This window comes from Natrinema salifodinae (genome assembly GCF_900110455.1).
In the GTDB taxonomy this organism is placed as follows: domain Archaea; phylum Halobacteriota; class Halobacteria; order Halobacteriales; family Natrialbaceae; genus Natrinema; species Natrinema salifodinae.
In genome coordinates, this window is record NZ_FOIS01000005.1 from 16,305 (window position 1) to 40,349 (window position 24,045).

Below are 24,045 nucleotides of genomic sequence, written 5' to 3' on the forward strand. Positions count from 1 at the left end.
ACACGCCTGTCGGCCGTGATCCTGAACTTCAGAACGCGCGGCGGGAACGAGGGGGTCGCGCCGGGCCGTCCCACTCGTCGACCGAGCGGAGCACGGCGCCGTTTCGAACGCCCGTCGGTTCGCCGCTCTCGACGGCGATCCGGCCGCCGACCAGCACGTACTCGAAGTCCTCCGTCAACCGGTACGGTGATTCGTACGTCGGTCGCTCGACGATGTCGTCCAGGTCGAACGCCACTAAATCCGCGACGTAGCCCTCTTTGACGTAACCGCGATCGGGAAGACCCAGGAGATCTGCAGGGCGCCCCGCCGCTTTGTACGCCGCGAGTTCGGGCGACAGCACCTCTCGTTCCCGGACGTACCGTTCCAGAATCCGCGGGAACGTGCCGATCGCACGCGGATGCGGTTTTCCGCCGAAAATACCGTCGCTGCAGAACGTCCCCCGCGGATCGGCGAGGAACCGCTCGATGTCGTCCTCGGACATGATGAAGTCGGCCATCGTCACGTCGAGTTGCTCTTCGACGAGGAGGTCACACATCGCGTCCACGGGCTCGCGGTCGCGGTCGGCCGCGATCTCCGCGATCGTCTCGCCCTGGTGCGTCCCGCTCGCCGTTCGCGTAACCAAGATGTTCTCCCACGTGCCGGCCGCCCGGGCGAGATTTTCCCAGTCGCCTGGTTCGTCGATGTCCGCGGCGATGCGGGTCCGCGTCGCATCGTCGGCGAGCCGATCGAGTATCGCTTCCGTCTCGCCTCGGCGCGCCCACGGCGGTAACAGCGCCGTGAGCATCGTCGATCCCGCCGTGTAGGGATACTGATCGAAGGAGACACGCTGGCCGCGCGCCTCGGCGTCGTCGAACAGGGAGCGGACCGCTTCGGAGTCGCCCCAGTTTTGCTCTCCCCCGACTTTGAGGTGCGAGACGTGAGCGTCGCACCCGCCGCGGTAACAGATATCGAGGAACCGCTCGACGGATTCGACGACGTAATCGGTTTCGTTCCAGACGTGCGAAATCATAAACGAGTCATACTCGCCGAGCGTCTCCGCGAGCGCTTCGAATTCGGTATCGCGACCGTAGGAGCTCGGGGGGTAGATCATTCCCTTCGACAGTCCGAACGCGCCCGCTTCCACAGCCGCCGCGAGTTCGTCCCGGAGCGTCTCGAGTTCGTCGCCGTCGAGCGGGCGATCGTCGAACCCGGCCAGCAGCGACCGCAGGTTGCCGTGCGGGGCGTAGAAGGCGCAGTTGACGGCCGGGTCGGCGTCCGCTAACTCGTCGAGGTACCCCTCGACGGTCGTCCACGGCCAGGGCTCGTCGATCGTCCCGTCGAGCGACTGAATCCGGCTCGCCCACTCCCCCGTGAGGGCCGCCGGAACCGGCGCGACGCTGACCCCGTCTTGTCCGAGCACCTCCGTCGTTACGCCCTGCGTCACCTTTTCGGCCGCGTCGGGCTTGTCGAAGAGGCGGAGCTCGGAGTGAGCGTGCATGTCTATGAACCCGGGAGCCAGGTACGCCCCGTCGAGGTCGACTTCGCGGTCGGCGCCGGCGGGCTCCGGAGCGATGCGACGGATTCGTCCGTCGGCGACGAGGACGTGGGCGGTGAACGCATCGCCGCCGCTCCCGTCGAGGACCCGGGCGTTGCGGAACTCTAGCGATCCCGTGCTAACAGACGGCATACCGATCGTATCGTGTAATGGAGATTTGATTCTTTTGGTCGTCTCACTCCCGCATATCCCGCGATCGATCAGTCGTCCCGACTGACGCCGGAATGTTAAAGACTGTCGATCCGGTGTGTGGTGCCATGGCAGACGTGACGATCGACGAGCAGCGGTTTCGACAGCGGTTCGACGAATTCAACGAGATCGGAGCGACCGACGCCGGCGGCGTCGACCGACCGACCCTCTCCGACGAAAACAAAGCGGCACGGGATACGCTGGTCGAGTGGTTTCGCGAGGCGGAACTCGACGTGCGCATCGACGAGATGGGCAATATTTTCGGCCGGCGCGAGGGACGCGACCCGGACGCGTCGACCGTCCTCTTCGGCTCGCACGTCGACAGCCAGTACAACGGCGGCCGATACGACGGCGTCGTCGGCGTCCTCGGCGCGCTCGAAGCGATCGAAGCGTTGACCGACGCCGGGATCGAGACGGACCGGCCGCTCGAGATCGTCGCGTGGAGCAACGAGGAGGGCGTTCGCTTTCAGCCGGACATGCTCGGGAGCGGCGTCTACACCGGCGTCTTCGATCTCGAGTACGCCTACCGGCGCGAGGACAAGGACGGGAAGCGATTCGGCGACGAACTCGAACGCATCGGATACAAGGGTGAGGATCCCTGTGAGCCGGGCGACCTCCACTGCTACTTCGAACTGCACGTCGAGCAGGGGCCGTTCCTCGAGCAAGCCGACCTGAGCGTCGGCGTCGTCGAAGGCGTCTTTGGGTTTTCGTGGATGAACGTCGCGTTCGAAGGCCAGGCGAACCACGCCGGTCCGACGCCGATGACCATGCGCCGCGACGCGTTCGTCGCCACGGCGGACGTGACGAAGGCCGTCCGCGAGATCACGGCCACCGAAGGAACGGATCTCGTCGGGACGGTCGGCAGCGTCGACGTCTGGCCGAATTCGATCAACGTTATTCCCGAACGCGTCGAGTTCACCATCGACTGCCGCTCCTACGACAACGCGGTCGTCGACGCAGCCGTCGAACGCGTTCAGGACGAAATCGCGTGGGCCGCCGAACGGGAGGGACTCGAGTACGAGTTCGAAGAGATCATGCGCGTCGACGCGGATCCGTTCGACGACGAATGCATCGAGACCGTAGCGGAAGCGGCCGACGAAGCCGGCTGCGAGTACACGCGGCTCGTTAGCGGTGCGGGTCACGACGCTAATTACCTCAACAAGATCGCACCCACGAGCATGATTTTCGTCCCGAGCGTCGACGGCATTAGCCATCGAGAGAGCGAGTATACCGAATGGGAGGACGTCGTCACTGGTGCGGAGGTCCTCCTTCGTGCCGTGCGAAAGCAAGCCACCGCCTGAGTCGCATCCTCGATCGGCGCGGCGAGTCCGTCGTCAACAGTAGCAATCATTTTAATTCCGACCGTGATTAGAGGACGTATGATACTATCCGGAACGGTAATCGCGGACTCCGACAACGTCATCGACGACGGAAGCGTCGTCGTCGAGGGGTCCCGAATCGAAGCGGTCGGGCGACGCGACGAGCTCGTCTCCGCGTATCCGAATCACGAGGAACGGACGTACGATATCCTCCTTCCCGGACTCGTCGGCGGTCACATCCATTCGGTTCAGAGCCTCGGCCGCGGGATCGCAGACGATTCGGAACTGCTCGACTGGCTCTTCGACTACATCCTTCCGATGGAAGCGTCGCTCTCGGCCGAGGAGATGGAAGTCGCGGCGAAGCTAGGATACCTGGAACTCATCGAGAGCGGAACGACGACGTGTATCGACCACCTGTCGGTGAACCACGCGGACCGCGCGTTCGAGGCCGCCGGCGAAATCGGGATCCGCGGCCTCCTCGGGAAAGTCTTGATGGACAGGCGGTCACCGAACGGGCTCGCCGAGGAGACTGACGACGCGCTCGCCGAAACGGAACGGCTCATTCGGAAGTACCACGGATCGTTCGACGACCGCATCCGGTACGCGGTGACGCCCCGCTTTGCCGTCTCGTGCTCCGAGGAGTGTCTCCGCGGCGCCCGAGAGCTCGCGGACGCGTACGACGGCGTTCGAATTCACACACACGCGAGCGAGAATCGCAGCGAGATCGAGACGGTCGAAGACGACACCGGGATGCGGAACATCCACTGGTTGGACGAAGTCGGACTGACCGGGGACGACGTCGTGCTCGCTCACTGCGTCTGGACCGACGAGAGCGAACGCGAGGTGCTGGCCGAGACGGGAACGCACGTGACCCACTGCCCCTCGTCGAACATGAAACTGGCGAGCGGTATCGCCCCCGTCGTGGACTACCTCGACCGGGGGATAAACGTCGCACTCGGGAGCGACGGCCCGCCGTGTAACAACACGCTCGATCCGTTCACGGAGATGCGCCAGGGGAGTCTCCTCCAAAAGGTCGATCGGCTCGACCCGGTCGCCGCACCGGCGAAGGTGCTGTTCGATATGGCGACGATCAACGGCGCGAACGCCGCCGGTTTCGACGACCTCGGCGCCCTCCGGGAGGGGTGGCGCGCGGATATCATCGGCATCGACACCGGGGTGACGCGCGCGACTCCGCTTCACGATCCGCTATCTCACCTCGTTTTCGGGGCTCACGGCGACGACGTCGTCTTCACGATGGTCGACGGTACCGTCCTGATGGACGACGGCGAAGTGACGACCGTCGATGCCGATGCTGTCCGCGAACGGGCCGCCGACGTCGGCCTCTCTCTCGAGGAGTACCGGCAGGAAGCGCGCAAGGTGAAGCCTAACCCGTAACGGCCGCCGACCGCCGACCAAGAATTAAGACGCTCTCCGTGCTATCCTCTCTCGTGCACGTCGACGTCAGCGGCACGGTCTGTCCGCTCCCGGTACGCATCGTTCGCCGCTGTCTCGAGGAACTCGAGACGGGCGAGGAGCTCGTCGTCACCGGCGATTATCCGCCGGCCGAGCGGAGCATCCGCCGCACGTGTCACAGACACGGCTACGCGGTCGCCGCTGCCGACGACGGAACGAGTGACGACGCGGAGACGTTTTCGCTCCGCATTCGAGTGACCGAGCAAGCAACGCTGTCCCCGGACGGATCGGTATCGAACCGGTAGCCGCTCGGCCGGTGACCGCCGCGACGTCGTTTCAGCCGACGCCGATCCTCCCGTCGTCCGATCCGTCGTCGCGTCATTCTTCTCGGCGCTCTCGACGTTCGATCGCGTCCCGGACGTCGGCCGGAGTGATCGGTAACTCGGTCAGCCGCACGCCGACCGCGTCGCGGATGGCGTTGCTCAGCGCCGGCGGAACGCCGTTCGTCGGTAACTCGCCGATGGACTTCGCGCCGAACGGGCCGGTCGGCTCGTGGGTCTCGACCAGGATCGTTTCCATCGGCGGGTGATCCGTCGTCCGAGGCATGCCGTACTGACGGAATCCCTTGGTCTGCGGCGTGCCGTCCTCGTCGAACGCCAGGCCGCCGCTCGTCGCGTATTCGAGACTCATGTGTTGCCCGCCCTCGACCTGTCCCTCCGCAAGGGCCGGATTGATCGCGACGCCGCAATCGGCGGCGTAGGCCAGCTTATTGATGTCGAACTCGCCGGTTTCCCCGTTCACGGTGACGTCCACGAACTGCGCGCCGAACGGCGGGGGACTCTCGTCCGTCGAATGGTGGCCGTCGCCCATGATCTGTTCGCGCTCGTCGTGGCCGTACGTCGCCTCGTACCCGAGCTCCTCGAGCCCGACGCTCGCTCCCGTCTCCTCGCTGTACACTTCGCCGTCGCCGGTTTCGAGGTTCGCTTCCGGTTCCTCGAGGAGTTTCGAGCCCCAGTAGAGGATGCGCTCTTTGGCGTCCTCGGCTGCCTTCTTGACGGCCGTCCCGCTGATGTACGTCGTCGAGGAGGCGTACGAGCCGTAGTCGAACGGCGTAATATCGGTGTCCGACGACGTGACGACGATTTCGTCCGGGCGACAGCCGAGTACTTCGGCCGCGATTTGGGTGAACATGGTGTCGTTGCCGGTCCCGGTGTCGACGCCGCCGACGTGGAGGTGAAACGAGCCGTCCTCGTTCATCTTGAGCTTAGCCGCGCCCAGTTCTCTGCCGGCGACGCCGCTGCCCTGCGCACACATCGCCATGCCGACGCCGCGATAGAGGTGAGCCGCGTCGGGTTGCTCGAGATCGTCCCAGCCGATCGCCTCCTTCCCGCGTTCGATGCACTCCTCGAGGCCGCACGAGCGAATCCGTCGAGCGAAGCGGTCGTCGTCCTTGAGAATGACTGACGCGGTGTCGAGATTGCCCTCCCGAATCGCGTGTCGACGCTTGAAGTCGACGGGATCGAATCCGAGGTCGCGGGCGACCTCGTCTACGTGCGCCTCGACGGCGAAGTGGCCTTGCGGGGCGCCGTACCCCCGCATCGCGGCACCCATCGGGAGGTTCGTGTGGACGACGTCGCCCTCGAACCGGAGGTTCGCCACGCGCGGGTACAGGGGGAGGGCCTTGGTTCCGACGTTCGAGGCGACGGTCATCCCGTGAGTGCCGTAGGCTCCGGAGTTCGAGCGCGCGTAGAGGTCCATCGCGACGAGATCGCCCTCGTCGGTTACCGCCGTCCTGATGCGCATTCGCATCGGATGGCGCGACCGGAGCGCGGAGAACTCCTCCTGCCTCGTCATCTCGAGCTTGACCGGCCGCTCGGCTTCGAGGTGGAGCGCGAACGTGATCGGCTCGATCGCCATCTCCTGTTTCGACCCGAACCCGGCGCCGACGCGCGGCTTCTCCACGCGAACGTCGCGGATCGGCACGTCGAAGACGTGCGACAGCTGGCGCCGCGTGTGATTCGGGACCTGCGTCGCCGTGATAAACGTGTAGCGCCCGTCCTCGTCGGTGTACGCGATCGTCGTGTGCGGTTCGGGGACGCAGTGCGATTGATACGGCGTCTCCAGTTCGGTTTCGTGAACGTGGACGTCGTCGCGCTCGAACGCGGCCTCGACGTCGCCGATCTCTCCATCGAAGCGTGACTCGACGTTTCGCTCGTACTCCGCCCCGCTCTGTGCGTTTTCGACTTCGTCGTCGTCGAAGAGCCGCGGCGCGTCCGGGTCCGTCGCCGCTTCGACGTCGAAGACGGGCTCGCGTTCGTCGTACTCGACGTCGATCGCTCGAGCGGCCCGGTCCGCGAGTTCGCCGGTCTCGGCCGCGACGGCCGCGATCGGATCCCCGACGAACCGGACGTGCCGTCTGAGGACCCGCATGTCCCACGGGCTCGGTTCCGGATAGGACTGCCCGGAACTCGAGTACAACGTGTCGGGGACGATGTCGTCCCAGGGCGTGACGACCGCGTAGACGCCGTCCATCGCTTCGGCCTCGCTCGTATCGATCCCCGTCACATAGCCGTGGGCGATCTCGCTGCGGACGACTTTACCGTGCGCGAGGTCGGGGAACCGGCGGGCATAATCGGCTGTGTATCGTGCGGCTCCCGTGACGATCTTCCGAGCGTCGTCCTTTTCGACGTCCTTCGAGAGGTTCACCCGCTCGTCTCCGCTCGTCCGGTCGTTCTCCGGTTCGTCACGGTCTCCCGGGTACTGCTCGGGGTCGGCGCTCCGTGCGGCGGCCGCTTCGACGTCGCGTTCCTCGGACTGCCGCGGCTCGTCCGGCGTACTCATCGGCGCCGATCACCCTTCGATGCGGCTTCCGTCGGGTTCGCTCCGCAGTCGCCTGCGTAGCCGCCGTCTGCGGTACCGCTTTGCGACCGCATGCGATCCGACGCCTCCAACACCGCTTCGACGATTTTCTTGTAGCCGGTGCACCGACAGAGATTGTCCGAGAGCGCCTCCCTCACTTCGGCCTCGTTCGGCGAGGGGTTCTCCTCGAGGAGCGCTTTCGATCGCATGATCATTCCGGGAATGCAAAACCCACATTGCAGCGCCGAGTTATCGACGAACGCCCGTTGGATCGGGTGCAGGTCGTCCTGCGTGCCGAGCCCCTCGATCGTCTCGACGGCCGCTCCGTCGGCCCTCGCGACCGGCGTCACGCACGCCATCGCCGGTTCGCCGTCGACCTGAACCGTACACATTCCGCACGCACCGGTGTCACAGCCTCGCTTCGCACCGGTGTACCCGTTTCGACGCAGCACGTCCAGGAGGAGGTCGGACTTCGATGCTTCGAACCGCCGCTCGGAACCGTTGATCGTACAGTCTATGTGCATGGCATTCACTCTCGAGAGGGTCGCTAACGCTAGTCTATCACATGGTGTCGCCTAAATAACTGTCGAGGTTTTTGCTCTGCACCGGTCCGTAAAAAATAGCTTGCTGACGGTTGGCAACCGGTTGTGGACGGTCCGAGAAAACGAAGCGGCGATGCCACACCGCATCCGCGAGGCCGGTTCAGCCGTCGTCTTCGAGGGCGGTTCTGATTTTCTCCGCGGTAATCGGCATGTCGGTGATTCGGACGCCGACCGCCTGGCGGATGGCGTTGCTCAGCGCCGGCGGGACCGTGTTGGTCGGCACCTCTGCGACGGACTTCGCGCCGAACGGACCGGTCGGCTCGTGCGTTTCGACCAGGATCGACTCGATCGTCGGCGTCTCCGCGGCCGTCGGCCAGTCGTACTCGTCGAAGCTCGTTACGTTCGCCTGGCCGTCGTCGTCGAACGTGATGCCCTCGCAGACGGCCATCTCGTAGCTCATGTGGTTCGCCCCTTCGGCCTGGCCTTCCGCCATTCCCGGGTTGATCGCGACCCCGCAGTCGACCGCGACGACGAGTTTGTTCACGTCGAATTCGCCGGTCGCCTCGTTTACGGTGACGTCCGCGAACTGTGCGGCGAACGGCGGTGGGCTCTCTTCCGTACAGTGGGTCCCCTTGCCGAGGATGTGCTCGCGCTCGTCGTGACCGTAGGCGGCTTCGTAGCCGATTTCCTCGAGTTCGACGCTCGCATCCGTCTCCTCGCTGTAAACCTCGCCGTCGCCGGTTTCGAGGTTCGCTGCCGGCTCCTCGAGGAGCTTCGAGCCCCAGTGGAGGATCCGCTCTTTGGCGTCCTCGGCGGCCTTCTTGACCGCCATGCCGCTGATGTACGTCGTCGAGGAGGCGTACGCCCCGTAGTCGAAGGGCGTAATGTCGGTGTCGGCGGATTTGACGACGATGTCCGTCTCGTCGCAGCCGAGCACCTCGGCCGCGATCTGCACGAACGCGGTGTCCGCCCCCGTCCCGATGTCGACGCCGCCGACGTGAAGGTGGAACGAGCCGTCCTCGTTCATCATGAGCTGTGCGGCGCCGAGTTCGTCTCCCGCGACGCCCGTTCCCTGTGCCGAGAGCGCCATGCCGATTCCGCGGTGGCGGTGCTCCGCGTCGGGCTGCTCGCGGTCGTCCCAGCCGATCGCTTCCTTCCCGCGTTCGATGCACTCGTCGAGCCCGCACGAACGGATGCGACGCTCCGCGCCTTCGCCGCCCATCATGCCGGCGATCTCGTCGAGATCGCCGACTTCCATGTAGTTCTGCTGTCGGAACTCGATGGGATCGAGCCCGAGGTCGCGGGCGACCTCGTCGAGGTGACCCTCGAGCGCGAGCGTCCCCTGGGGGGCGCCGTAGCCGCGCATCGCACCGGTTTGCGGCGTATTCGTGTGCACGATGTCGGCCTCGAACCTCGCGTTCGGCACCTTCGAGTACAGCGGCATCGGCTTGCTCCCCACGTTTCCCGCGACCGTCATTCCGTGGCTTCCGTACGCGCCCGTGTTCGAGAGGGCGTACAGATCGATCGCCTCGATGGACCCGTCGTCGGTGATCGCGGTTCGAGCCCGCACTTTCATCGGGTGGCGCGAACGCATCGCGTAGAACTCCTCCTCGCGCGTCGCCTCGTAGATCACGGGTCGATCGGCCGCAATCGACAGCGCGAGCGGAATCGGCTCGACGACCATCGCCTGTTTTCCGCCGAAGCCGCCGCCGACGCGGGGCTTCGAAACGCGTACGTCGCGGATGGGGATGTCGAACAGGTGCGCCAACTGGCGGCGCGTGTGGTTCGGCACTTGGGTGCTCGTGACGAGCACGTACCGATCGTCTTCGTCGGTGTACGCGAGCGAGGTGTGTTTCTCGATCTGGGCGTGGGACTGCCGGATCGTCTCCCACTCGGTCTCGTGGACGTGAACGTCGTCGCTGTCGAGGGCTGCATCGACGTCGCCGATTTCGCCTTCGATGTGGGACATCCGGTTGCGGTCGTAGTCGTGCCCGACGATTTCGTTCTCGACCTCGTCGTCCGCGAACAACTGTGGAGCGTCCTCGGAGTAGGCCTCCTCCGGATCGAGCACGTAGTCCGCTTCGTCGTACTCGACGTCGACGCGCTCCGCCGCGGCGCGGGCGGTGTCGGCGTCTTCCGCCGCGATTGCCGCGATCGGGTCGCCGACGTACCGGACGTGCTCGTTGAGCACGTTCATGTCCCACGGGCTCGGTTCGGGGTACGACTGGCCCGCGCTCGTGTACTTCGAGTCGGGGACGTCGTCGGACCACGGCGTCAGGACAGCGTAGACGCCGTCCATCGCTTCGGCCTCGCTCGCGTCGATCTCCGTCACGTAGCCGTGGGGGATCTCGCTCCGCACGACCGAAGCGTGTGCGAGGTCGGGAAACCGCTTCTCGTAATCCGCGGTGTACTTCGCTCGACCGGTGACGAGCTTTGGATCGTCGTCTTTCTCGGCCGGACGCGAGACGCTGGCTCGCTCGTCGGGCGCCAGGTTGTTGTTCTCCGGTTCGTCCCACTCGAGGGGGTGGTCCTCGAGTTCGCGGGATTCCTGCTCCGGTTGCGATGCGGTACCGCCGTCTGGTTGTGGATCGTCTGCGTCGGTCATGGTCTCACTGTTGCGGTCGGTCGCCGCCGTCGGTCGCGACGGCCCCATCGCCGTTCAGTCGATCGGCGGCGTCGAGGATCGCCTCGACCGGTTTCTGATAGCCCGTACACCGACACAGATTGTCGTCGATCGCCTCCCGAACCTCGGCTTCGCTCGGGTTCGGAGTCTCATCGAGCAGTTCCTTCGCCTGGATGATCATCCCCGGAATGCAGAACCCGCACTGGACCGCGAAGGTATCGACGAATGCCTGCTGGATCGGATGCAGGTCGTCCTGCGTGCCGAGGCCCTCGACCGTCTCGATCGTCGCGCCGTCCGCGTCCCGAGCGGTCTCTCCGCAGGCCATCACGGCGTCGCCGTCGAGGAGCACCTTCGAGGCGCCACAGACGCCCCCATCACAGCCACACTTCACGCCCGTGTATCCTTCGCGCCGCAGAACCGACGCGAGATCGTCGTCCGGGGCCGCTTCGATCGCTTTCGGTTCGCCGTTTACGGTTAGATCGAGCTGCATGCTGCTCCCTCTTGTAAGTGTGTGACTAGCATACTGGTCGTAGTGTACGTTGCGAGACAGCGGTACAAATATTTTTGCCGCATCACCCGCGGTGCGGATCGACCCACCCGTTTCGACGGTGGTTTCGAACATTACACGCCCGTCCCGCTATGCGCTATGACGAATCTTTTCGACCTCGGCCGTGTGGAGATCGCACTCCTCGGAGGAAGCGACCCGACATCGGCGAAGATCTTGCGCTCCGTGGCCTCGAACGAGCGGTCATCTTCCTCACAGTGACGGGGGACAGTCTCTACCGACATGTGTCGCCGACCAGGCGGCGTTTGCCACGGTGTGGCGGAATGTGCGAATCCGTGTGGAACGAGCGGGTACCCTGGGAAACTATATAACGATATGTCATAACACACCTCGCATGTCGGATTCGACTGGCACGAAATCGCGACTGGCGGGGTACTTCGGGTTCGAGGGGACGAGAGCGTGGCTGGCGGAGTACTTCGAGTTCGAAGAACACGGAACCGACTTACAAACCGAGTTGATCGCCGGGACGACGACGTTCCTCACGATGTCGTACATTATCGTCGTCAACCCCGCGATTCTGTCGCAGGCGATCCAGATAGAGGGATACACCACGCAGGCGGTGTTCCAGATGATCGCCATCGCGACCATCCTGTCGTCGGTAGCCGGTATTCTCGTGATGGCACTGTACGCGAACCGGCCGTTCGGCTTAGCGCCGGGGATGGGATTGAACGCCTACTTCGCGTTTACCGTCGTGATACTTCTCGGCGTCCCCTGGCAAACGGCGCTGGCCGCAGTGTTCGTCGAGGGAATTATTTTCGTGGTGATGACGGCCGTCGGCGCGAGACGGTACATCATCGAACTGTTCCCAGAACCGGTCAAGTTCGCCGTGGGCGCGGGTATCGGGTTGTTCCTCCTGTTGCTTGGGCTGATCGAGATGAACGTCATCGTTTCGAGCGATGCGACGCTGGTCCAGTTGAACGACGTTGCGACCGACCCGATCGCACTCGTCGCGCTCGCGGGGCTCGCGTTTACGTTCGTGCTTTACGCGTACGACGTCACCGGGGCGATCATCGTCGGAATTCTCACGACGTCGGTCGTCGGCTGGGTACTCACGCTCGGCGGGGTCGTCGAACGGGGGGTACTCGCACCGGAGCAACTCTCCTCGGCACAGTACGACATCACGCCGCTAGTCGGTGCGTTCATCGAGGGTTTCGCCCGGATCGAACCGGCGACGTTCGTTCTGGTCGTGGTCACGTTCTTCTTCGTCGACTTCTTCGACACCGCGGGCACGCTGATCGGCGTCTCGCAGTTCGGCGGCTTCCTCGACGAGGATGGCGATCTGCCCGAGATGGACAAACCGCTGCTGGCCGACGCAGTCGGCACGACGTTCGGGGCGATGGTCGGGACGTCGACGGTGACGACCTTCGTCGAGAGTTCGACGGGAATCGAGGAGGGGGGCCGAACGGGGATGACCGCGCTCACCGTCGGCGTCCTGTTTCTGCTCTCGCTGCTTGCCGTTCCGTTGATTACCGCGATTCCGCAGTACGCGTCGTATCTCGCGCTGGTCGTCGTCGGAATCATCATGCTGGAGGGCGTGACGGACATCGACTGGGACGACCCGGCCTGGCTGATTCCGGCCGGACTCACGATAACCATCATGCCGCTTACTGCTTCTATCGCAGACGGCCTGGCGGCGGGGATCATCAGCTATCCGATCATCAAAGCGTCGGCCGGCGAAATAGGCGACGTTCGACCCGGTCAATGGGTGCTGGCCGGAGCGTTCGTCCTTTACTACTACGTTTCCGCTGGCGGCGTGCTCTCCGGAGCGTGAGTCACCGAGTTTCGGCCGGTAATCGGTTCCATCCCACTCTCCAATGTGGAACATATGTGTTTATATTATCGCCGGATGCGGACAAATGATGGAAATTACTCAGGATATTTGACTAAACGATCTCTCCACAAAGCTTTATGACGACACGCAAGGATTTGCAATGTGTTATCCCATGTCACCCAACGATGGGTCCATCGACCTGGCGTACGAACTAGAAGACAAGCCGCCGATGCCGAAGGCGGTTTTACTGGGACTGCAACACGTGGCAGCGATGTTCGTGCCGACGATCGCCGTGGCGATCATCGTCGCAGGTGCGATCGGAATCGGGTCGGGCGATACGACGTATCTCATACAGATGGTCCTTATCTTCTCCGGATTAGCGACGCTCGTGCAGGTGTTTCCGATCGGACCGGTCGGCGCCCGCCTTCCTATCGTTATGGGGTCGAGTTTCGCGTTCGTCGGTGCGGCGATATCGATCGGCGGCCAGTACGGGCTCGACGCGGTGTTCGGCGCTATCGTCATCGCGGCTCTGGTCGAAGTCCTCATCGGCTGGCAGTACAAACGAGTCAAACAGCTGTTCCCGCCGTTAGTCACCGGGCTCATCGTCATGATCATCGGCCTCTATCTCATCCCCACCGGGATGGACTACGCGGCCGGCGGCGCCGAAGCGGCCGATTACGGCGCGGTGCATCACCTCGCCCTCGCGGCGCTCGTCTTGGGGATCACCGTCGGCATGAACCTCTTTATGGATGGGGTGTGGCGCATCCTCAGTATCCTCATCGGCATCGTCGTGGGCTACGCCGCCGCTATCGCGATCGGTATCGTCGATTTCGGCGCGGTGGCGAACGCGAGTTGGTTCGCGCTCCCGCGGCCTGGTCGCTTCGGATTCTCGTTGGAGCCGATCGCGATACTGACGTTCGTCGCTATTCACATCACGGCGGCGATCGAATCGATCGGCGATATGTCCGGCATCACGGCGGCGGAGGGCCGTAATCCGGACGACAGCGAGATTCGCGGCGGCCTGATCGTCGACGGTCTCGGGAGTTCGCTCGGCGCCGTCTTCGGCGCGTTCCCGCTGACGACGTTCTCTCAAAACGTCGGGATCATCAACTTCACCGGCGTGATGAGCCGGTACGTGGTGGGTATCGGTGGCGTCGTTTTGCTCGGGCTCGGATTCATTCCCAAGGTCAGCGCCGTCGTCGCGACGATTCCCGACTCCGTTCTCGGCGGCGCGGTGCTGGTCATGTTCGGGATGGTGATGGCGAGCGGTCTTCGACTCATCTTCCTGAACGAACGGATGAACCGGCGCAACATGGTCATCATCGCCGTCTCGATCGGTCTCGGTCTCGGCGTCGAACTGCGACCCGAGATATTCGAGTCGATGCCCCAGGGCGTCGACATCTTCTTCGGTAACGCGGTTATCATGACCGCGATCGCGGCGGTCCTCCTCAACACGCTCGTCCCGCGTCCGGACGGCGACTACGACGTGGGGCTCGAGGAACCGATCGACGGTGACGATCCGTCTCCGCACGACCCGTCCGTCGTTCAGGAAGACTAACCATGCACGCGACGCGCCAAACCAGGCGGAGTCCACACTGGACGGATCCGATCGATCGCCCGTCGATCCGGCCCGCTCCCGCCACAACGAACGACCGCGCGAACGAACGCGGGGGTCGGACGGACGCATGAACCGCGTCGACACACTCGTTCGGGGGTCGCTCGTCAACGTCAATACCGGTGCGATCGAGGATCGAGCGATCGCCATCGACGACGGTACCGTGGTCGCGCTCGAGGAGCGGCCGGCGGAGCGAGAACTCGAAGCCGAATACGTCGCTCCGGGGTTGATCGACGCACACAAACACGTCGAATCGAGCATGGTCACGGTGCCCCAGTACGGCGAGGCGATGCTCCCCCGCGGCGTGACGAGTGTCGTTCACGATCCCCACGAGATCGCGAACGTCCTCGGTGCCGACGGCGTTCGGGCCGTCTTCGAAGATGCGACGAAGACGCCGTTGAAAGTACGGTTCAGCGTCCCCTCGAGCGTTCCGGCGTCGGGGCTGCAGGATAACGGAGCGACGCTCGACGCGGCGGACGTTACGGCGCTGCTCGACCACGACCACGTCGTCGCGCTCGGCGAGGTGATGGATCTGCCCGCGCTCGTCGAGGGCGAGACCGATCTTCACGCGAAGATACGCGCCGCTCGAGAGCGAGGGTTGACCGTCGACGGCCACCTTCCGCAGGTGAGCGGATCGGATCTCCACGAGGCCGCACGATACCTCGATACCGATCACGAGTGCATCACCGAAGCCGAAGCCCGCGAGAAGGTCGAGCTCGGGTTCCGAGTCTTCCTCCGAGAGGGGTCGTCGTCGAAGAACCTGGCCGATCTCGTCGGGCTCGTCGACGACGTCCCGACGCGTCGGCTCTCGCTGTGTTCGGACGATCGTGACGTCGTCGATCTGGTCGAAAACGGCGGCGTCGACTTCGCGGTGCGGAAAGCGATCGACGAGGGCGTCGATCCGATCGAAGCCGTCCAGATGGCGACGCTGAACACGGCCGAGTGCTACGATCTGCCGTTCGGTCGGATCGAGCCGGGCGCGCCGGCCGATCTCGTCCTACTCGAGGACCTCGAATCGTGGTCCGTCAAGCACGTACTCGTCGACGGCCGGATCGACCCGACGAGTACCGATCGCGAGCCGTCGCCGACCGCACTCTCGACCCGGACCGTCGATTTCGACCCCGTTACGGGCAACGACGTGGCGATCGAGGCGGCGAACTCGGCGTCCGAGCGCGCCGAGGTTCGCGTTCTCGAACTCACCGGCGGCATTCAAACCGGACGCGCGGAAGCGACCCTCCCCGTCGTCGACGGCGTAATCCGACCGGCGCTCGACGAGGACGTGCTTCCGCTCGCGGTCATCGAACGACACGGTCGCGACGGCGGTATCGGCTGCGGATTCGTCCGCGGACTCGGCCTCGAGCGCGGCGCGATCGGTTCGACGGTCGCCCACGACGCGCACAACTGTCTCGTCGCCGGCACCGAGTACGACGCGATGGCACGCACTGCGAATCACCTCCGAGAAATCGACGGCGGTATCGCCGTGTACGATCCGGACCGGGACGGCGAGGGGATCACGGCATTACCGCTGCCGGTCGCGGGGCTGATGTCCGACGATCCGCTGTCGGTCGTCTGCGAACGGTTCGAAGCAGTCGTCTCCCGCGCCGCGGACCTCGGACTCGGACGCCACGGGCTGATGACGCTCTCGTTCCTCGCTCTGGAGGTCATCCCCGAATATCGGTTGACGAACCGAGGGCTCGTCGACGTCGAACGCTGGGAACACGTCGACGTCGTCCTCGAATGAGCCGACGCCCGCTCCCGACCGCTCTCGTTCCGCGCCAGGCCTTGTGGGACGCTAACTCTTATTATCGTTCTCTCCGAATCGAGTACGTATGATCCACCTCGGGGTCTTACTCACCGGCAGCCCCTTCGACAGCGAACGGTGGCGGACGGCCTACGAACTCGGGCGGGCCGCCCTGAACGCCGGACATGCGGTGACGTACTTCCACTATCTCGACGGCGCGTACGTACCGGTGACCGGCCAGCACCTCCCCGACTGTTCGGACGCGGGCCTGTACGACGAGATGCCGACGGAGAAGTTCCAGGAACTGATCGACGACGGCGCCGAGGTCATCTGCTGTGGACTCTGCGTGAACGCGCGGGGGATCGACGCCGACGCCGAGTATCCCGACGGCGTCGAGGTCGGTCTGCTGCCGGACCTCGCGGACATACTCGGCGACGCGGACAGGGTGATCTCGCTATGAAACGAGAGGTCGTCGTCCTCCTCACGCGAGCGCCGTACGGTCGGGTCCACGTGCCGGAAGGGCTTCGGGCTGCGCGCGGCGTCGCGGCCGGGTTCGATCGCCACGACGTCTCGGTCGTCTTCACGCAGGACGGCGTCTACGCCGCCCGAGCGGACGTCGATCGAGATGCGCTCAACATGACGGACCACCTCGACGACTTCGCCGAGGAAGGCGGCGACCTGTTCGTCGACGAAGCGTCGATGACCGAGCGCGACGTTGCGCCCTCGGTCATCGCCCCGGACGTCGCCGTTCGACCAGGCGAAGAGATCGTATCGATGATCGACCAGGCGGATCACACCCTCGACTTCTGACGATGCTCTATCTGATCGACAAACCGATGGCGGAGATCGGCCTCAGAACGGCAGCGAACGACGCCGACGGGACGATCGTGCTGATACAGGACGGGGTCCTCCTCGATCCCGATCTCGACCGACCGACCTACGCGGTCGCCCAGGACGTCGAGAAGCGCGGCGTCGCCCTTCCCGATCGAATCGACACGATCGCGTACGCCGAACTCGTCGACCGCCTGGCCGAGGAGGAGGTGAAAAGTTTCGTATGACGATCTTCGACCGCGTGGACGAACTCGTCACCCGGGGACGCCCGGCCGCGATGCTAACGATCGTCGGAAAAGACGGAAGCGCGCCGCGAGACGTGGGCGCGAAGATGCTCGTCACCGACGACGGCGAGCACGGCACGATCGGCGGCGGGACGGTCGAGGGGCTCGCCGTCGACGAAGCCCGCGAGGTCCTTCGCGGCGACGCCGAGCCCGGCGTCCGGACGTACGAACTGCGCCCCGGTGGCAACACCGGGATGGTCTGTGGCGGGTCCATGGACGTCTTCGTCGATCGCATCCGCGGGCGTGCGAGACTCTACGTCGCGGGCGGCGGCCATATCGCGGTCGAACTCGCGGCGATGGGGCGGCAACTCGGGTACGACGTCACGGTCGTCGACGATCGCGAGGAGTACGCGGCGCCGGAGCGGTTCCCCGACGGGGTCGACGTCGTCCACGGCGACTACGGCGAGACCCTGTCCGAACTGCCGATGACGTCGGAGACCGCAGTCGCCGTCGCAACGCGGAGCGGGACGTTCGACCGCCGGGCCGTCGCCGCCGCGCTCGACGGCGAGGCGGGGTACGTCGGCGTCGTCGCGAGCGAAACGAAGGCGGAACACATCTTCGACTCGCTGCTCGAGAACGGCTACTCGCGCCGAGCGCTCGTCCGGGTTCGGGCCCCCGTCGGACTCGACCTCGGCGGCGGCGGTCCGGAAGACGTCGCGCTCTCGATCCTCGCGGAACTGCACCGCGACCGCTACGACGCGAGCGGCGACCGCGCGACTCGACACGACCTCGAGGACCTCGTCGTCGTCCGCGGCGGCGGCGATCTCGGGAGCGGCGTGGTCTACCGTCTCCACCAGGCGGGCTTTCCCGTCGTCGTCACCGAGACGGCCGAGCCGACCGTCGTCCGCCGGGCGGTCGCCTTCGGGGCGGCGATGTACGAAGACGAAATCGCCGTTCAAGGCGTGACGGGCCGTCGCGCGGACGACGTCGACGACGCGCTTGCCGTCCTCGAAGACGGTGCGGTGCCGGTGCTCGAGGATCCCACCGCTAGCGTTATCGACGTCCTCGATCCCGCGGTCGTCGTCGACGCGATCATGGCCAAAGGGAAGACGGACACCGGTACCAGGCGAGACCTCGCGGACGTCGTCGTCGGTCTCGGACCCGGCTTCGAGGCCGGCGAGAACGTGGACGCGGTCGTCGAAACGGATCGCGGCCACGAGCTTGGACGCGTCATCTACGACGGAACGCCCACTCCGTACGACGGCGAACCGGGCGAGCGACGGGGGTATACCCACGAACGCGTCCTTCGGGCGCCGAGCGACGGACGCTGGTCGCCGTCGGTCGAAATCGGCGAAATCGTCGAGGCCGGTTCCGTCGTCGGTCGCGTCGACGACGATCCGGTCACCACCGAGATCGACGGACTCGTTCGCGGGCTCGTTCACGACGGCGTCTCCGTTTCAGACGGGGCGAAGCTCGGCGACGTCGATCCGCGAGAGGACGTCGACTACGCGAAGATTTCGGATAAAGCCCTCTGTCTCGGCGGCGGTGTCCTCGAAGCGGTGCTCAAGCTCTCGTAGCCGAGCTCGAGCCGCCGCCGACCGTAATTCGCGTTCGAGGACGAGGGTTCGTTACCTTCCTCGGGAGATCCGCTCTATCGTCGGGTCGACGAACGTCACGCCGTCGCCGGCCGTTACGCGGCCGACTTCACGGTGGAAAACGCCGGCAGTGGTCAGCGACGCCTCGAACTCGTCGGTGCGCCGTTCGGGGACCGACAGCAGCAGTCCGCCGCTCGTCTCCGCGCTCTCGCCGTCCTCGAGCCCGTAGCCGAAGAGCCGCGAGAGTTCGAGCGTCCCGTCGATGAGCGGGAGACGCGTGAGTTCGACGCCGACGCCGGCGTTCGCTGCGAGGTGACGCGTCTGTCCGAGGAGGCCAAAGCCCGTGATATCGGTCGCGGCCGTCGCGAACTCGCGAGAGGCCGTCATCGCCGCTCTGTTCGGCGTCGTCATCCACGCGAGCGCCTCGTCGGCGATGGCCCGAACGGGACGGGTCGCCGTTTCGGTGATCGTCTCGGCGAACTCGCCGTCCCGCACTCGATACGCGCCCATCGCCGCCTGCGTTCCGAGTGGTTTCGTCAGGTAGAGGCGATCGGACGGTGCGGCCCCGCCCGTCCGCAGGAGGTCCTCCGGCGGCGCGGTCGCGACGACGGTTCCGCCGGCGATCGGCCACGGATTCGTGATCGTGTGGCCTCCCGCAACGACCCCATCCATCTCGTCCACTGCGTCGACGATGCCGCGCAGAATTTCCGTCCCGGCGTCCGCTACCTTCCGCGGAAGTCCCAGAACGACCAGGAACGTGAGATCGTCACCGGCGCCCGTCGCGAACGCGTCGCTTGCGGTGTTACACGCCGCGACGCGGCCGAACTCGTACGGATCGTCGACGATGGGCGTAAAGAAGTCGGTCGTCGTCACGAGACAGCGATCGTCGGCGATTGCCCGGGCGGCCGCGTCTTCGCCGACGCCGAAGCGGAGTTCCTCTTGTGTCTCCGTCAGCCCGACGTCCGCGAGCAGCGATTCGAGGTCGCCCTGTCCGACCTTACAGGAACAGCCGTGGAGTTCGGCGTACTCGGTCAGGGCCGGCGAGGGATCGCTGCTATCGTCGGTCATCGTCCTCCGCTCGTCGACGGCTTCCGGCGGCTTCCGTCGGCCGAATGAGCAACTCGAAGCCGCCGTCGCGGTCCTCGGACGGCGGCCGGTCCTCGACATCGTATCCGTGTTTCGTACACGTTCGACGGAGATTGCGCTTCGCCGGCGGGTAATCGCCGCGGACGAGCAATTCGTCGTCCGGTTCGAGGTCGGACAGCCGTCGACGGACGATGAGAGCGGGACGCGGGCAGACCTCCCCTGTGACGTCAACACACTCCATACCTCCTCGTACTCCGTCTCCGCGAATAATTGTGTCGCTGCATCCGTTATCCTTCAGTCGCTGGTACGGGAACCGCCGTCGTCGGCGCTTCGAGCACTGCCCGCCGCCGAACGGACGCGTCAGTTCGTCGAAACGCTCATTCCGGTCGCTCGCGAAGAACGGGTATGAAGCTCGCCGCTGCGCTCGGTCTCGGCGACGATGAACTGGTCTCGTTTGTCGGCGCCGGCGGCAAAAAAACCGCCATGGGCCAACTGATCGCCGAGGCGAGCGACCGCGGGCTGGACGCGGGATACACCACTTCGACCCACATGCCCCCGCCGCCAGACCTCCCGCTCGTCCTCGCTCCGCCGGATCACGTTCGGGACCGACTCGACGAGGCGGAATCCCCGGTCGCGTTCGCGCGCGACCGCGTAACGGATCCGAAGCGCGTCGACGAAAAAGTACGAGGGTACTCCCCTCCGGTAGTGGACTCGTTATTCGAGGAGCGCTGCTTCGACTGGCTGCTCGTCAAGGCCGACGGCGCCCGGATGCGTGAATTCAAAGCTCCGGGCCCGGACGAGCCGCCGATTCCGCGGGCGAGCACCTGCGTCGTTCCGGTAGCGTCCGTTCGAGCGGCCGGCCGACCGCTTACGGACGACGTCGTTCACCGCGTCGACCGAGTCAAGCGGTGCGTCGATATCTCGGCGGGCGACGTCCTCACCCCGGAGCACATCGGGACGGTTCTCGCGCATCCCGATGGAGGGCTGAAACACGTCCCCGACGGTGCGACGGTCGTGCCGCTCGTGAACAAAGCGGACGACGCGACCCTCGAGAACCGTGCAAACCGAATCATCTCGACGGCGCTCGAGCACACTTCGCGATTCGATCGCGGTCTCCTCTGTTCGTTTCAGGAAAACACGTTGAAAATCATACGGGAACGGTGAAAGAGATGCCACTTCGTCACACCGTCCGCACCGTGAAATACGCCTTAATCCGTCTGGCCGGTATCGAACGCTTTCGCCACGGTATCTCGCCACGCGGTCCAGAGCGAGGCGCGTCGACCGACTGCTGGCGCTCTCGACCCGCCGCCGAGTACGGGAGTGGTGCTTTCCTGAATACTGCCAGAAAATGGTTATTCCGAGGTCGGAACCCCAAAGTAAAATAACTCTGTCATCATATATACTGGGATTGCCGGGATATAGAATTGCAAGTATAGAGCAAATCCAAAGGTCCAACGTCCCTGCGTAATGTCGCGGATCCTTAGCGGCGGAACACCGCTTCAATCGTCGTATTTCCCGCTTCATATCACCGATCATCGAATTCTCCTCGGAATCGCGCTTCCGTCGGTGATCGCGTGCGTTCGATATTCCCGCTTGGCCGTCGAGAGTCGGCTCGTCTACTCGAGTGAACCCGACCGAAAAGTCGTTTCACAGCTTCACGATGCGTGTCGTCTAACACTCTACTTCGCAGATCGAGGAGTCGATCGAGCACCAGAGAATTGTGACATTCATACAATATAGGTAACGATAATACTTCCTCTAGAAGCGTACTGGTTTCCCTACTGATATTAGCCTGGAACTAGTTACAGGACGTTCATTACTGCTTTCTGGTCGGTGACTAATCCGGTCGCTCCGGTTACCTAGATCGAGGTGACTAGTAGGTGCCGTTAGATGGAGAACTCCCATCTCACGCGCAGTTATTTCACCGATAGTCGATAGTAGCTATCCAGTTAGCCTATCTGATTAGTATAACCGGTGGGGGAATCGAATACGTGATCGAGAGCCCTTCAGCCGCCCCAGAACGACACTGCTATCGAATGGCGGGTCCGCTGGAACGGGGGTACTCTGGTTCGTCTCGAAATCGAGCCGCCGAAGGTGCTTCCAACCGTGTCCGGCTGCCGGTGTCGATTCAGTAACGCGCCTGGTACTCGCTCTCGTCAGTGAATTCGTCGCCGACCGGTGATGGCTCGCTCGCGGGAAGGGACGCCGCGATAGCATCGCGCTCGCGCTCGTCGGCGTCGCATCGGTCCCGGTAGCACGCAGCGTCGCTCGTATCCGGCCCGACGTGTCGATTGCCGATGCCGTCGACTGCCGCCGCTTCGACCTCGATCGGTTCGCCTGTAATCGCCCACAGCTGTTGTTCCTATGGTACTTTTCGCGCGATCGATACGTCGAAATTCAAGTGGGAGCGAGCGGAAGTGAATACGAGACCATGCGTGTCTCCTATCAACATGCAAACGTTCACAGCGGCAACGAGTCCACACTCCTTCGATTTACGACTGCCGAGGGGACACGCGCGTGCGTTCTCGTCGATGCGGGCACCGGCGTCGACGTCGATTCACTGCTCGCGGACGACGAGTATCTGAACGCGATCCTCCTCACGCACGCTCATATCGATCACTACCGGATGCTCGCGAAAAACGTTCGACACAACGCGCCGATTTACGCGTCGCCGGCGACGGCGACCGTCCTCGAACAGGCACTCCCGGAGGCACGGAAGGATAACGACGTGGGGACCGTCTCGGACGCCCTCGACGCGCTCGAACCGATCGACGACTGGACGTCGATTCTCGCATCCCTCGAAGTCCGTCCCGTCTCCGCGGGCCATACACCCGGCGCCGCGGGCTTCGTACTCCGCTTTCGCGACGCGAACGCGGCTGACGGACTCGTGAACGGCGAGCAGCATTTACTCGCGACCGGCGACTTCACGACCCGCCCCTGTGCGGGCTTCCCGGGCCTGGCGACGGCCTATCCGTTCGAGATCGATGCCGTGCTCCTGAACGTTTCGACCGACGACTCCTATGCGACCGCTCTCAACGATTCGTTGCGGACGGTGCTCGAGCACGCGTACGCCGGCTCGCGGGTCGTCGTCGCGACGAGTTCGCTGACCGGCGTTCACTACGCGACGCTCGTCGGACGCGTTACGGCGGCCCTCGATCGCGACCTGCCGCTCACGCTCGTCGGCCAGGCTGCGAAATTGTACGAGGCGCTCGGTCTGGACGTTCCCGGCGTCGAGACGGAGCGGGTGTTCGAGCGACCGACGGCGGTACTCGAGCAGGGGGGTGTCACGATCGCCGGTCCGGAGACGCCGACGCGGGGGAGCGCGTCGCACCTCCTGAATGCGATCGAAGACGACCCCGCCGCCGTCTTCGTCCAACTCGCGACGGGCGATACTGAGGCGGTCTCGGACGTGCGATGTACGACGGCGGCCGTCGAACTCCGTAATCACCCGTCTCTGGAGACGATCGACGATCTTGTTCGCGACCTCGTACCGAAGCAAGTCGTCGTTAAACACGCGCGTGGGGACACTCTCAATCGGTTCCAGCGCCGTTTCGATCACTGTTTCACGTGGGGAACGAACGACGAGGACATCCACCGGCTCTACGAGGCGGGGGAGTGGCTGGCCCCGGGCTGGATCGCAGAGTCGACCGCCACCCGGATTCGAACGCGTCAGTGGGAGGCAGTTCAAACGCGATCGATCGACGCCGACGTCGCCGTGCCCGCCGTACAGCGGCGTTCCGTCGACCTCGGAGCGGAAGGCGTCGATCTCGAGCCGCTCGAAAGCGCGTTCGCTCGCGGATCGGCGGATCCCTATGCGGCGTCGGCGACCGAGGCGGCGTCTCCGACGCAGCCTGCGCCGGAGACGGACACCTCGAACGACGCGGACGAGTCGATCGAGGCGGAACTCCTCGACCGTCTCGAGACGATCGAGTCGAAACTCGATCGAGCCGCGAACGAGGAGGGGGAGACCGTCCGGGCTCGCGTCCTCACCGCCGGCGACGGAGAGCAATTCCTGCGACTCGTAGACCAGGCCGACCTCGACGCCGGAGCGGTCGTCGAGATCACGATCTCCGCTTCCGACTCCCGCCAGTGACACCGCCGTCGCGACCGTACAGCGGAGACGAGAACCGCAAGCACG

19 protein-coding genes are annotated in these 24,045 nt (G+C 64.7%); 12 read left to right on the forward strand and 7 right to left on the reverse strand.

The window, feature by feature from the left end; all coding sequences use genetic code 11:
• Positions 1 to 28: 28 nt before the first annotated feature.
• A complete protein-coding gene (locus tag BMY29_RS18325) occupies positions 29 to 1,666 on the reverse strand; it encodes an N-acyl-D-amino-acid deacylase family protein (RefSeq protein WP_049989101.1) in 1,638 nt (545 codons plus the stop codon).
• 125 nt (positions 1,667 to 1,791) lie between these two features.
• Between BMY29_RS18325 and BMY29_RS18330 the strand changes: the two genes are divergently transcribed.
• From BMY29_RS18330 to BMY29_RS18340, 3 genes are all read left to right on the forward strand, one after another.
• Complete coding sequence (locus tag BMY29_RS18330) at positions 1,792 to 3,024, forward strand: Zn-dependent hydrolase (RefSeq protein ID WP_049989102.1); 1,233 nt, start codon at positions 1,792 to 1,794, stop codon at positions 3,022 to 3,024.
• A 78-nt stretch (positions 3,025 to 3,102) separates the two neighbouring features.
• Positions 3,103 to 4,437, forward strand: a complete 1,335-nt coding sequence (locus tag BMY29_RS18335; protein WP_049989103.1) for a 5'-deoxyadenosine deaminase — start codon at positions 3,103 to 3,105, stop codon at positions 4,435 to 4,437.
• Between the two features lie 53 nt (positions 4,438 to 4,490).
• The gene (locus BMY29_RS18340; RefSeq protein WP_049989104.1) at positions 4,491 to 4,760 is read left to right on the forward strand and encodes a sulfurtransferase TusA family protein; all 270 of its coding nucleotides are present in this window, start codon (positions 4,491 to 4,493) and stop codon (positions 4,758 to 4,760) included.
• 73 nt (positions 4,761 to 4,833) lie between these two features.
• Here the strand turns inward: BMY29_RS18340 and BMY29_RS18345 are convergent, their stop codons facing one another.
• From BMY29_RS18345 to BMY29_RS18360, 4 genes are all read right to left on the reverse strand, one after another.
• Positions 4,834 to 7,296: a xanthine dehydrogenase family protein molybdopterin-binding subunit gene (locus tag BMY29_RS18345; protein ID WP_049989105.1), complete on the reverse strand. Its 2,463-nt coding sequence runs from the start codon at positions 7,294 to 7,296 to the stop codon at positions 4,834 to 4,836.
• A complete protein-coding gene (locus BMY29_RS18350; protein WP_049989106.1) occupies positions 7,293 to 7,838 on the reverse strand; it encodes a (2Fe-2S)-binding protein in 546 nt (181 codons plus the stop codon). The genes BMY29_RS18345 and BMY29_RS18350 overlap by 4 nt, the downstream gene beginning before the upstream one ends.
• Before the next feature lie 178 nt (positions 7,839 to 8,016).
• Positions 8,017 to 10,461, reverse strand: a complete 2,445-nt coding sequence (locus BMY29_RS18355) for a xanthine dehydrogenase family protein molybdopterin-binding subunit (protein WP_049989205.1) — start codon at positions 10,459 to 10,461, stop codon at positions 8,017 to 8,019.
• 4 nt (positions 10,462 to 10,465) lie between these two features.
• Positions 10,466 to 10,969, reverse strand: a complete 504-nt coding sequence (locus tag BMY29_RS18360; RefSeq protein WP_049989107.1) for a (2Fe-2S)-binding protein — start codon at positions 10,967 to 10,969, stop codon at positions 10,466 to 10,468.
• Positions 10,970 to 11,378: 409 nt separating this feature from the next.
• Here BMY29_RS18360 and BMY29_RS18365 point away from each other — a divergent pair, with 409 nt between their 5' ends.
• The 7 genes from BMY29_RS18365 (at position 11,379) to yqeB (ending at position 18,803) form a co-directional block, all read left to right on the forward strand.
• Complete coding sequence (locus tag BMY29_RS18365; protein ID WP_081985418.1) at positions 11,379 to 12,815, forward strand: NCS2 family permease; 1,437 nt, start codon at positions 11,379 to 11,381, stop codon at positions 12,813 to 12,815.
• A gap of 172 nt (positions 12,816 to 12,987) precedes the next feature.
• Positions 12,988 to 14,373: a uracil-xanthine permease family protein gene (locus tag BMY29_RS18370; RefSeq protein WP_049989108.1), complete on the forward strand. Its 1,386-nt coding sequence runs from the start codon at positions 12,988 to 12,990 to the stop codon at positions 14,371 to 14,373.
• 127 nt (positions 14,374 to 14,500) lie between these two features.
• On the forward strand, positions 14,501 to 16,171 hold the full coding sequence (ade, locus tag BMY29_RS18375) for an adenine deaminase (protein WP_049989109.1): 1,671 nt from the start codon (positions 14,501 to 14,503) through the stop codon (positions 16,169 to 16,171).
• 88 nt (positions 16,172 to 16,259) lie between these two features.
• Positions 16,260 to 16,631 (forward strand): DsrE/DsrF/TusD sulfur relay family protein, encoded by a 372-nt coding sequence (locus tag BMY29_RS18380; RefSeq protein WP_049989110.1) that lies wholly within the window; start codon positions 16,260 to 16,262, stop codon positions 16,629 to 16,631.
• Positions 16,628 to 16,981 (forward strand): DsrE family protein, encoded by a 354-nt coding sequence (locus BMY29_RS18385; RefSeq protein ID WP_049989111.1) that lies wholly within the window; start codon positions 16,628 to 16,630, stop codon positions 16,979 to 16,981. Before BMY29_RS18380 ends, BMY29_RS18385 begins: the two co-directional genes overlap by 4 nt.
• Positions 16,982 to 16,983: 2 nt before the next feature.
• Positions 16,984 to 17,229 (forward strand): hypothetical protein, encoded by a 246-nt coding sequence (locus BMY29_RS18390; RefSeq protein WP_049989112.1) that lies wholly within the window; start codon positions 16,984 to 16,986, stop codon positions 17,227 to 17,229.
• Complete coding sequence (gene yqeB, locus BMY29_RS18395; RefSeq protein WP_049989113.1) at positions 17,226 to 18,803, forward strand: selenium-dependent molybdenum cofactor biosynthesis protein YqeB; 1,578 nt, start codon at positions 17,226 to 17,228, stop codon at positions 18,801 to 18,803. The genes BMY29_RS18390 and yqeB overlap by 4 nt, the downstream gene beginning before the upstream one ends.
• Positions 18,804 to 18,854: 51 nt before the next feature.
• On the opposite strand, the gene selD is transcribed toward yqeB, so the two are convergent.
• Together selD and BMY29_RS18405 are read right to left on the reverse strand one after the other, a co-directional pair.
• Positions 18,855 to 19,889 (reverse strand): selenide, water dikinase SelD, encoded by a 1,035-nt coding sequence (gene selD / locus BMY29_RS18400; protein ID WP_049989114.1) that lies wholly within the window; start codon positions 19,887 to 19,889, stop codon positions 18,855 to 18,857.
• Entirely contained in the window at positions 19,876 to 20,148 is a 273-nt protein-coding gene (locus BMY29_RS18405; protein WP_049989115.1) for a sulfurtransferase TusA family protein, read from the reverse strand. The genes selD and BMY29_RS18405 overlap by 14 nt, the downstream gene beginning before the upstream one ends.
• A 164-nt stretch (positions 20,149 to 20,312) precedes the next feature.
• Between BMY29_RS18405 and yqeC the strand changes: the two genes are divergently transcribed.
• Complete coding sequence (gene yqeC / locus BMY29_RS18410) at positions 20,313 to 21,071, forward strand: selenium cofactor biosynthesis protein YqeC (protein ID WP_049989116.1); 759 nt, start codon at positions 20,313 to 20,315, stop codon at positions 21,069 to 21,071.
• Positions 21,072 to 22,338: 1,267 nt separating this feature from the next.
• On the forward strand, positions 22,339 to 24,000 hold the full coding sequence (locus tag BMY29_RS18415; protein ID WP_049989207.1) for an MBL fold metallo-hydrolase: 1,662 nt from the start codon (positions 22,339 to 22,341) through the stop codon (positions 23,998 to 24,000).
• The last annotated feature ends 45 nt before the right edge of the window (positions 24,001 to 24,045 follow it).

Bases quoted from the DNA above. Each gene is read 5' to 3' on its own strand.
- BMY29_RS18325 (WP_049989101.1), bottom strand. From the start codon at position 1,666: ATGCCGTCTGTTAGCACGGGATCGCTAGAGTTCCGCAACGCCCGGGTC.
- BMY29_RS18330 (WP_049989102.1), top strand. From the start codon at position 1,792: ATGGCAGACGTGACGATCGACGAGCAGCGGTTTCGACAGCGGTTCGAC.
- BMY29_RS18335 (WP_049989103.1), top strand. From the start codon at position 3,103: ATGATACTATCCGGAACGGTAATCGCGGACTCCGACAACGTCATCGAC.
- BMY29_RS18345 (WP_049989105.1), bottom strand. From the start codon at position 7,296: ATGAGTACGCCGGACGAGCCGCGGCAGTCCGAGGAACGCGACGTCGAA.
- BMY29_RS18350 (WP_049989106.1), bottom strand. From the start codon at position 7,838: ATGCACATAGACTGTACGATCAACGGTTCCGAGCGGCGGTTCGAAGCA.
- BMY29_RS18355 (WP_049989205.1), bottom strand. From the start codon at position 10,461: ATGACCGACGCAGACGATCCACAACCAGACGGCGGTACCGCATCGCAA.
- BMY29_RS18360 (WP_049989107.1), bottom strand. From the start codon at position 10,969: ATGCAGCTCGATCTAACCGTAAACGGCGAACCGAAAGCGATCGAAGCG.
- BMY29_RS18365 (WP_081985418.1), top strand. From the start codon at position 11,379: ATGTCGGATTCGACTGGCACGAAATCGCGACTGGCGGGGTACTTCGGG.
- BMY29_RS18370 (WP_049989108.1), top strand. From the start codon at position 12,988: ATGTCACCCAACGATGGGTCCATCGACCTGGCGTACGAACTAGAAGAC.
- ade (WP_049989109.1), top strand. From the start codon at position 14,501: ATGAACCGCGTCGACACACTCGTTCGGGGGTCGCTCGTCAACGTCAAT.
- BMY29_RS18380 (WP_049989110.1), top strand. From the start codon at position 16,260: ATGATCCACCTCGGGGTCTTACTCACCGGCAGCCCCTTCGACAGCGAA.
- BMY29_RS18385 (WP_049989111.1), top strand. From the start codon at position 16,628: ATGAAACGAGAGGTCGTCGTCCTCCTCACGCGAGCGCCGTACGGTCGG.
- BMY29_RS18390 (WP_049989112.1), top strand. From the start codon at position 16,984: ATGCTCTATCTGATCGACAAACCGATGGCGGAGATCGGCCTCAGAACG.
- yqeB (WP_049989113.1), top strand. From the start codon at position 17,226: ATGACGATCTTCGACCGCGTGGACGAACTCGTCACCCGGGGACGCCCG.
- selD (WP_049989114.1), bottom strand. From the start codon at position 19,889: ATGACCGACGATAGCAGCGATCCCTCGCCGGCCCTGACCGAGTACGCC.
- BMY29_RS18405 (WP_049989115.1), bottom strand. From the start codon at position 20,148: ATGGAGTGTGTTGACGTCACAGGGGAGGTCTGCCCGCGTCCCGCTCTC.
- yqeC (WP_049989116.1), top strand. From the start codon at position 20,313: ATGAAGCTCGCCGCTGCGCTCGGTCTCGGCGACGATGAACTGGTCTCG.
- BMY29_RS18415 (WP_049989207.1), top strand. From the start codon at position 22,339: ATGCGTGTCTCCTATCAACATGCAAACGTTCACAGCGGCAACGAGTCC.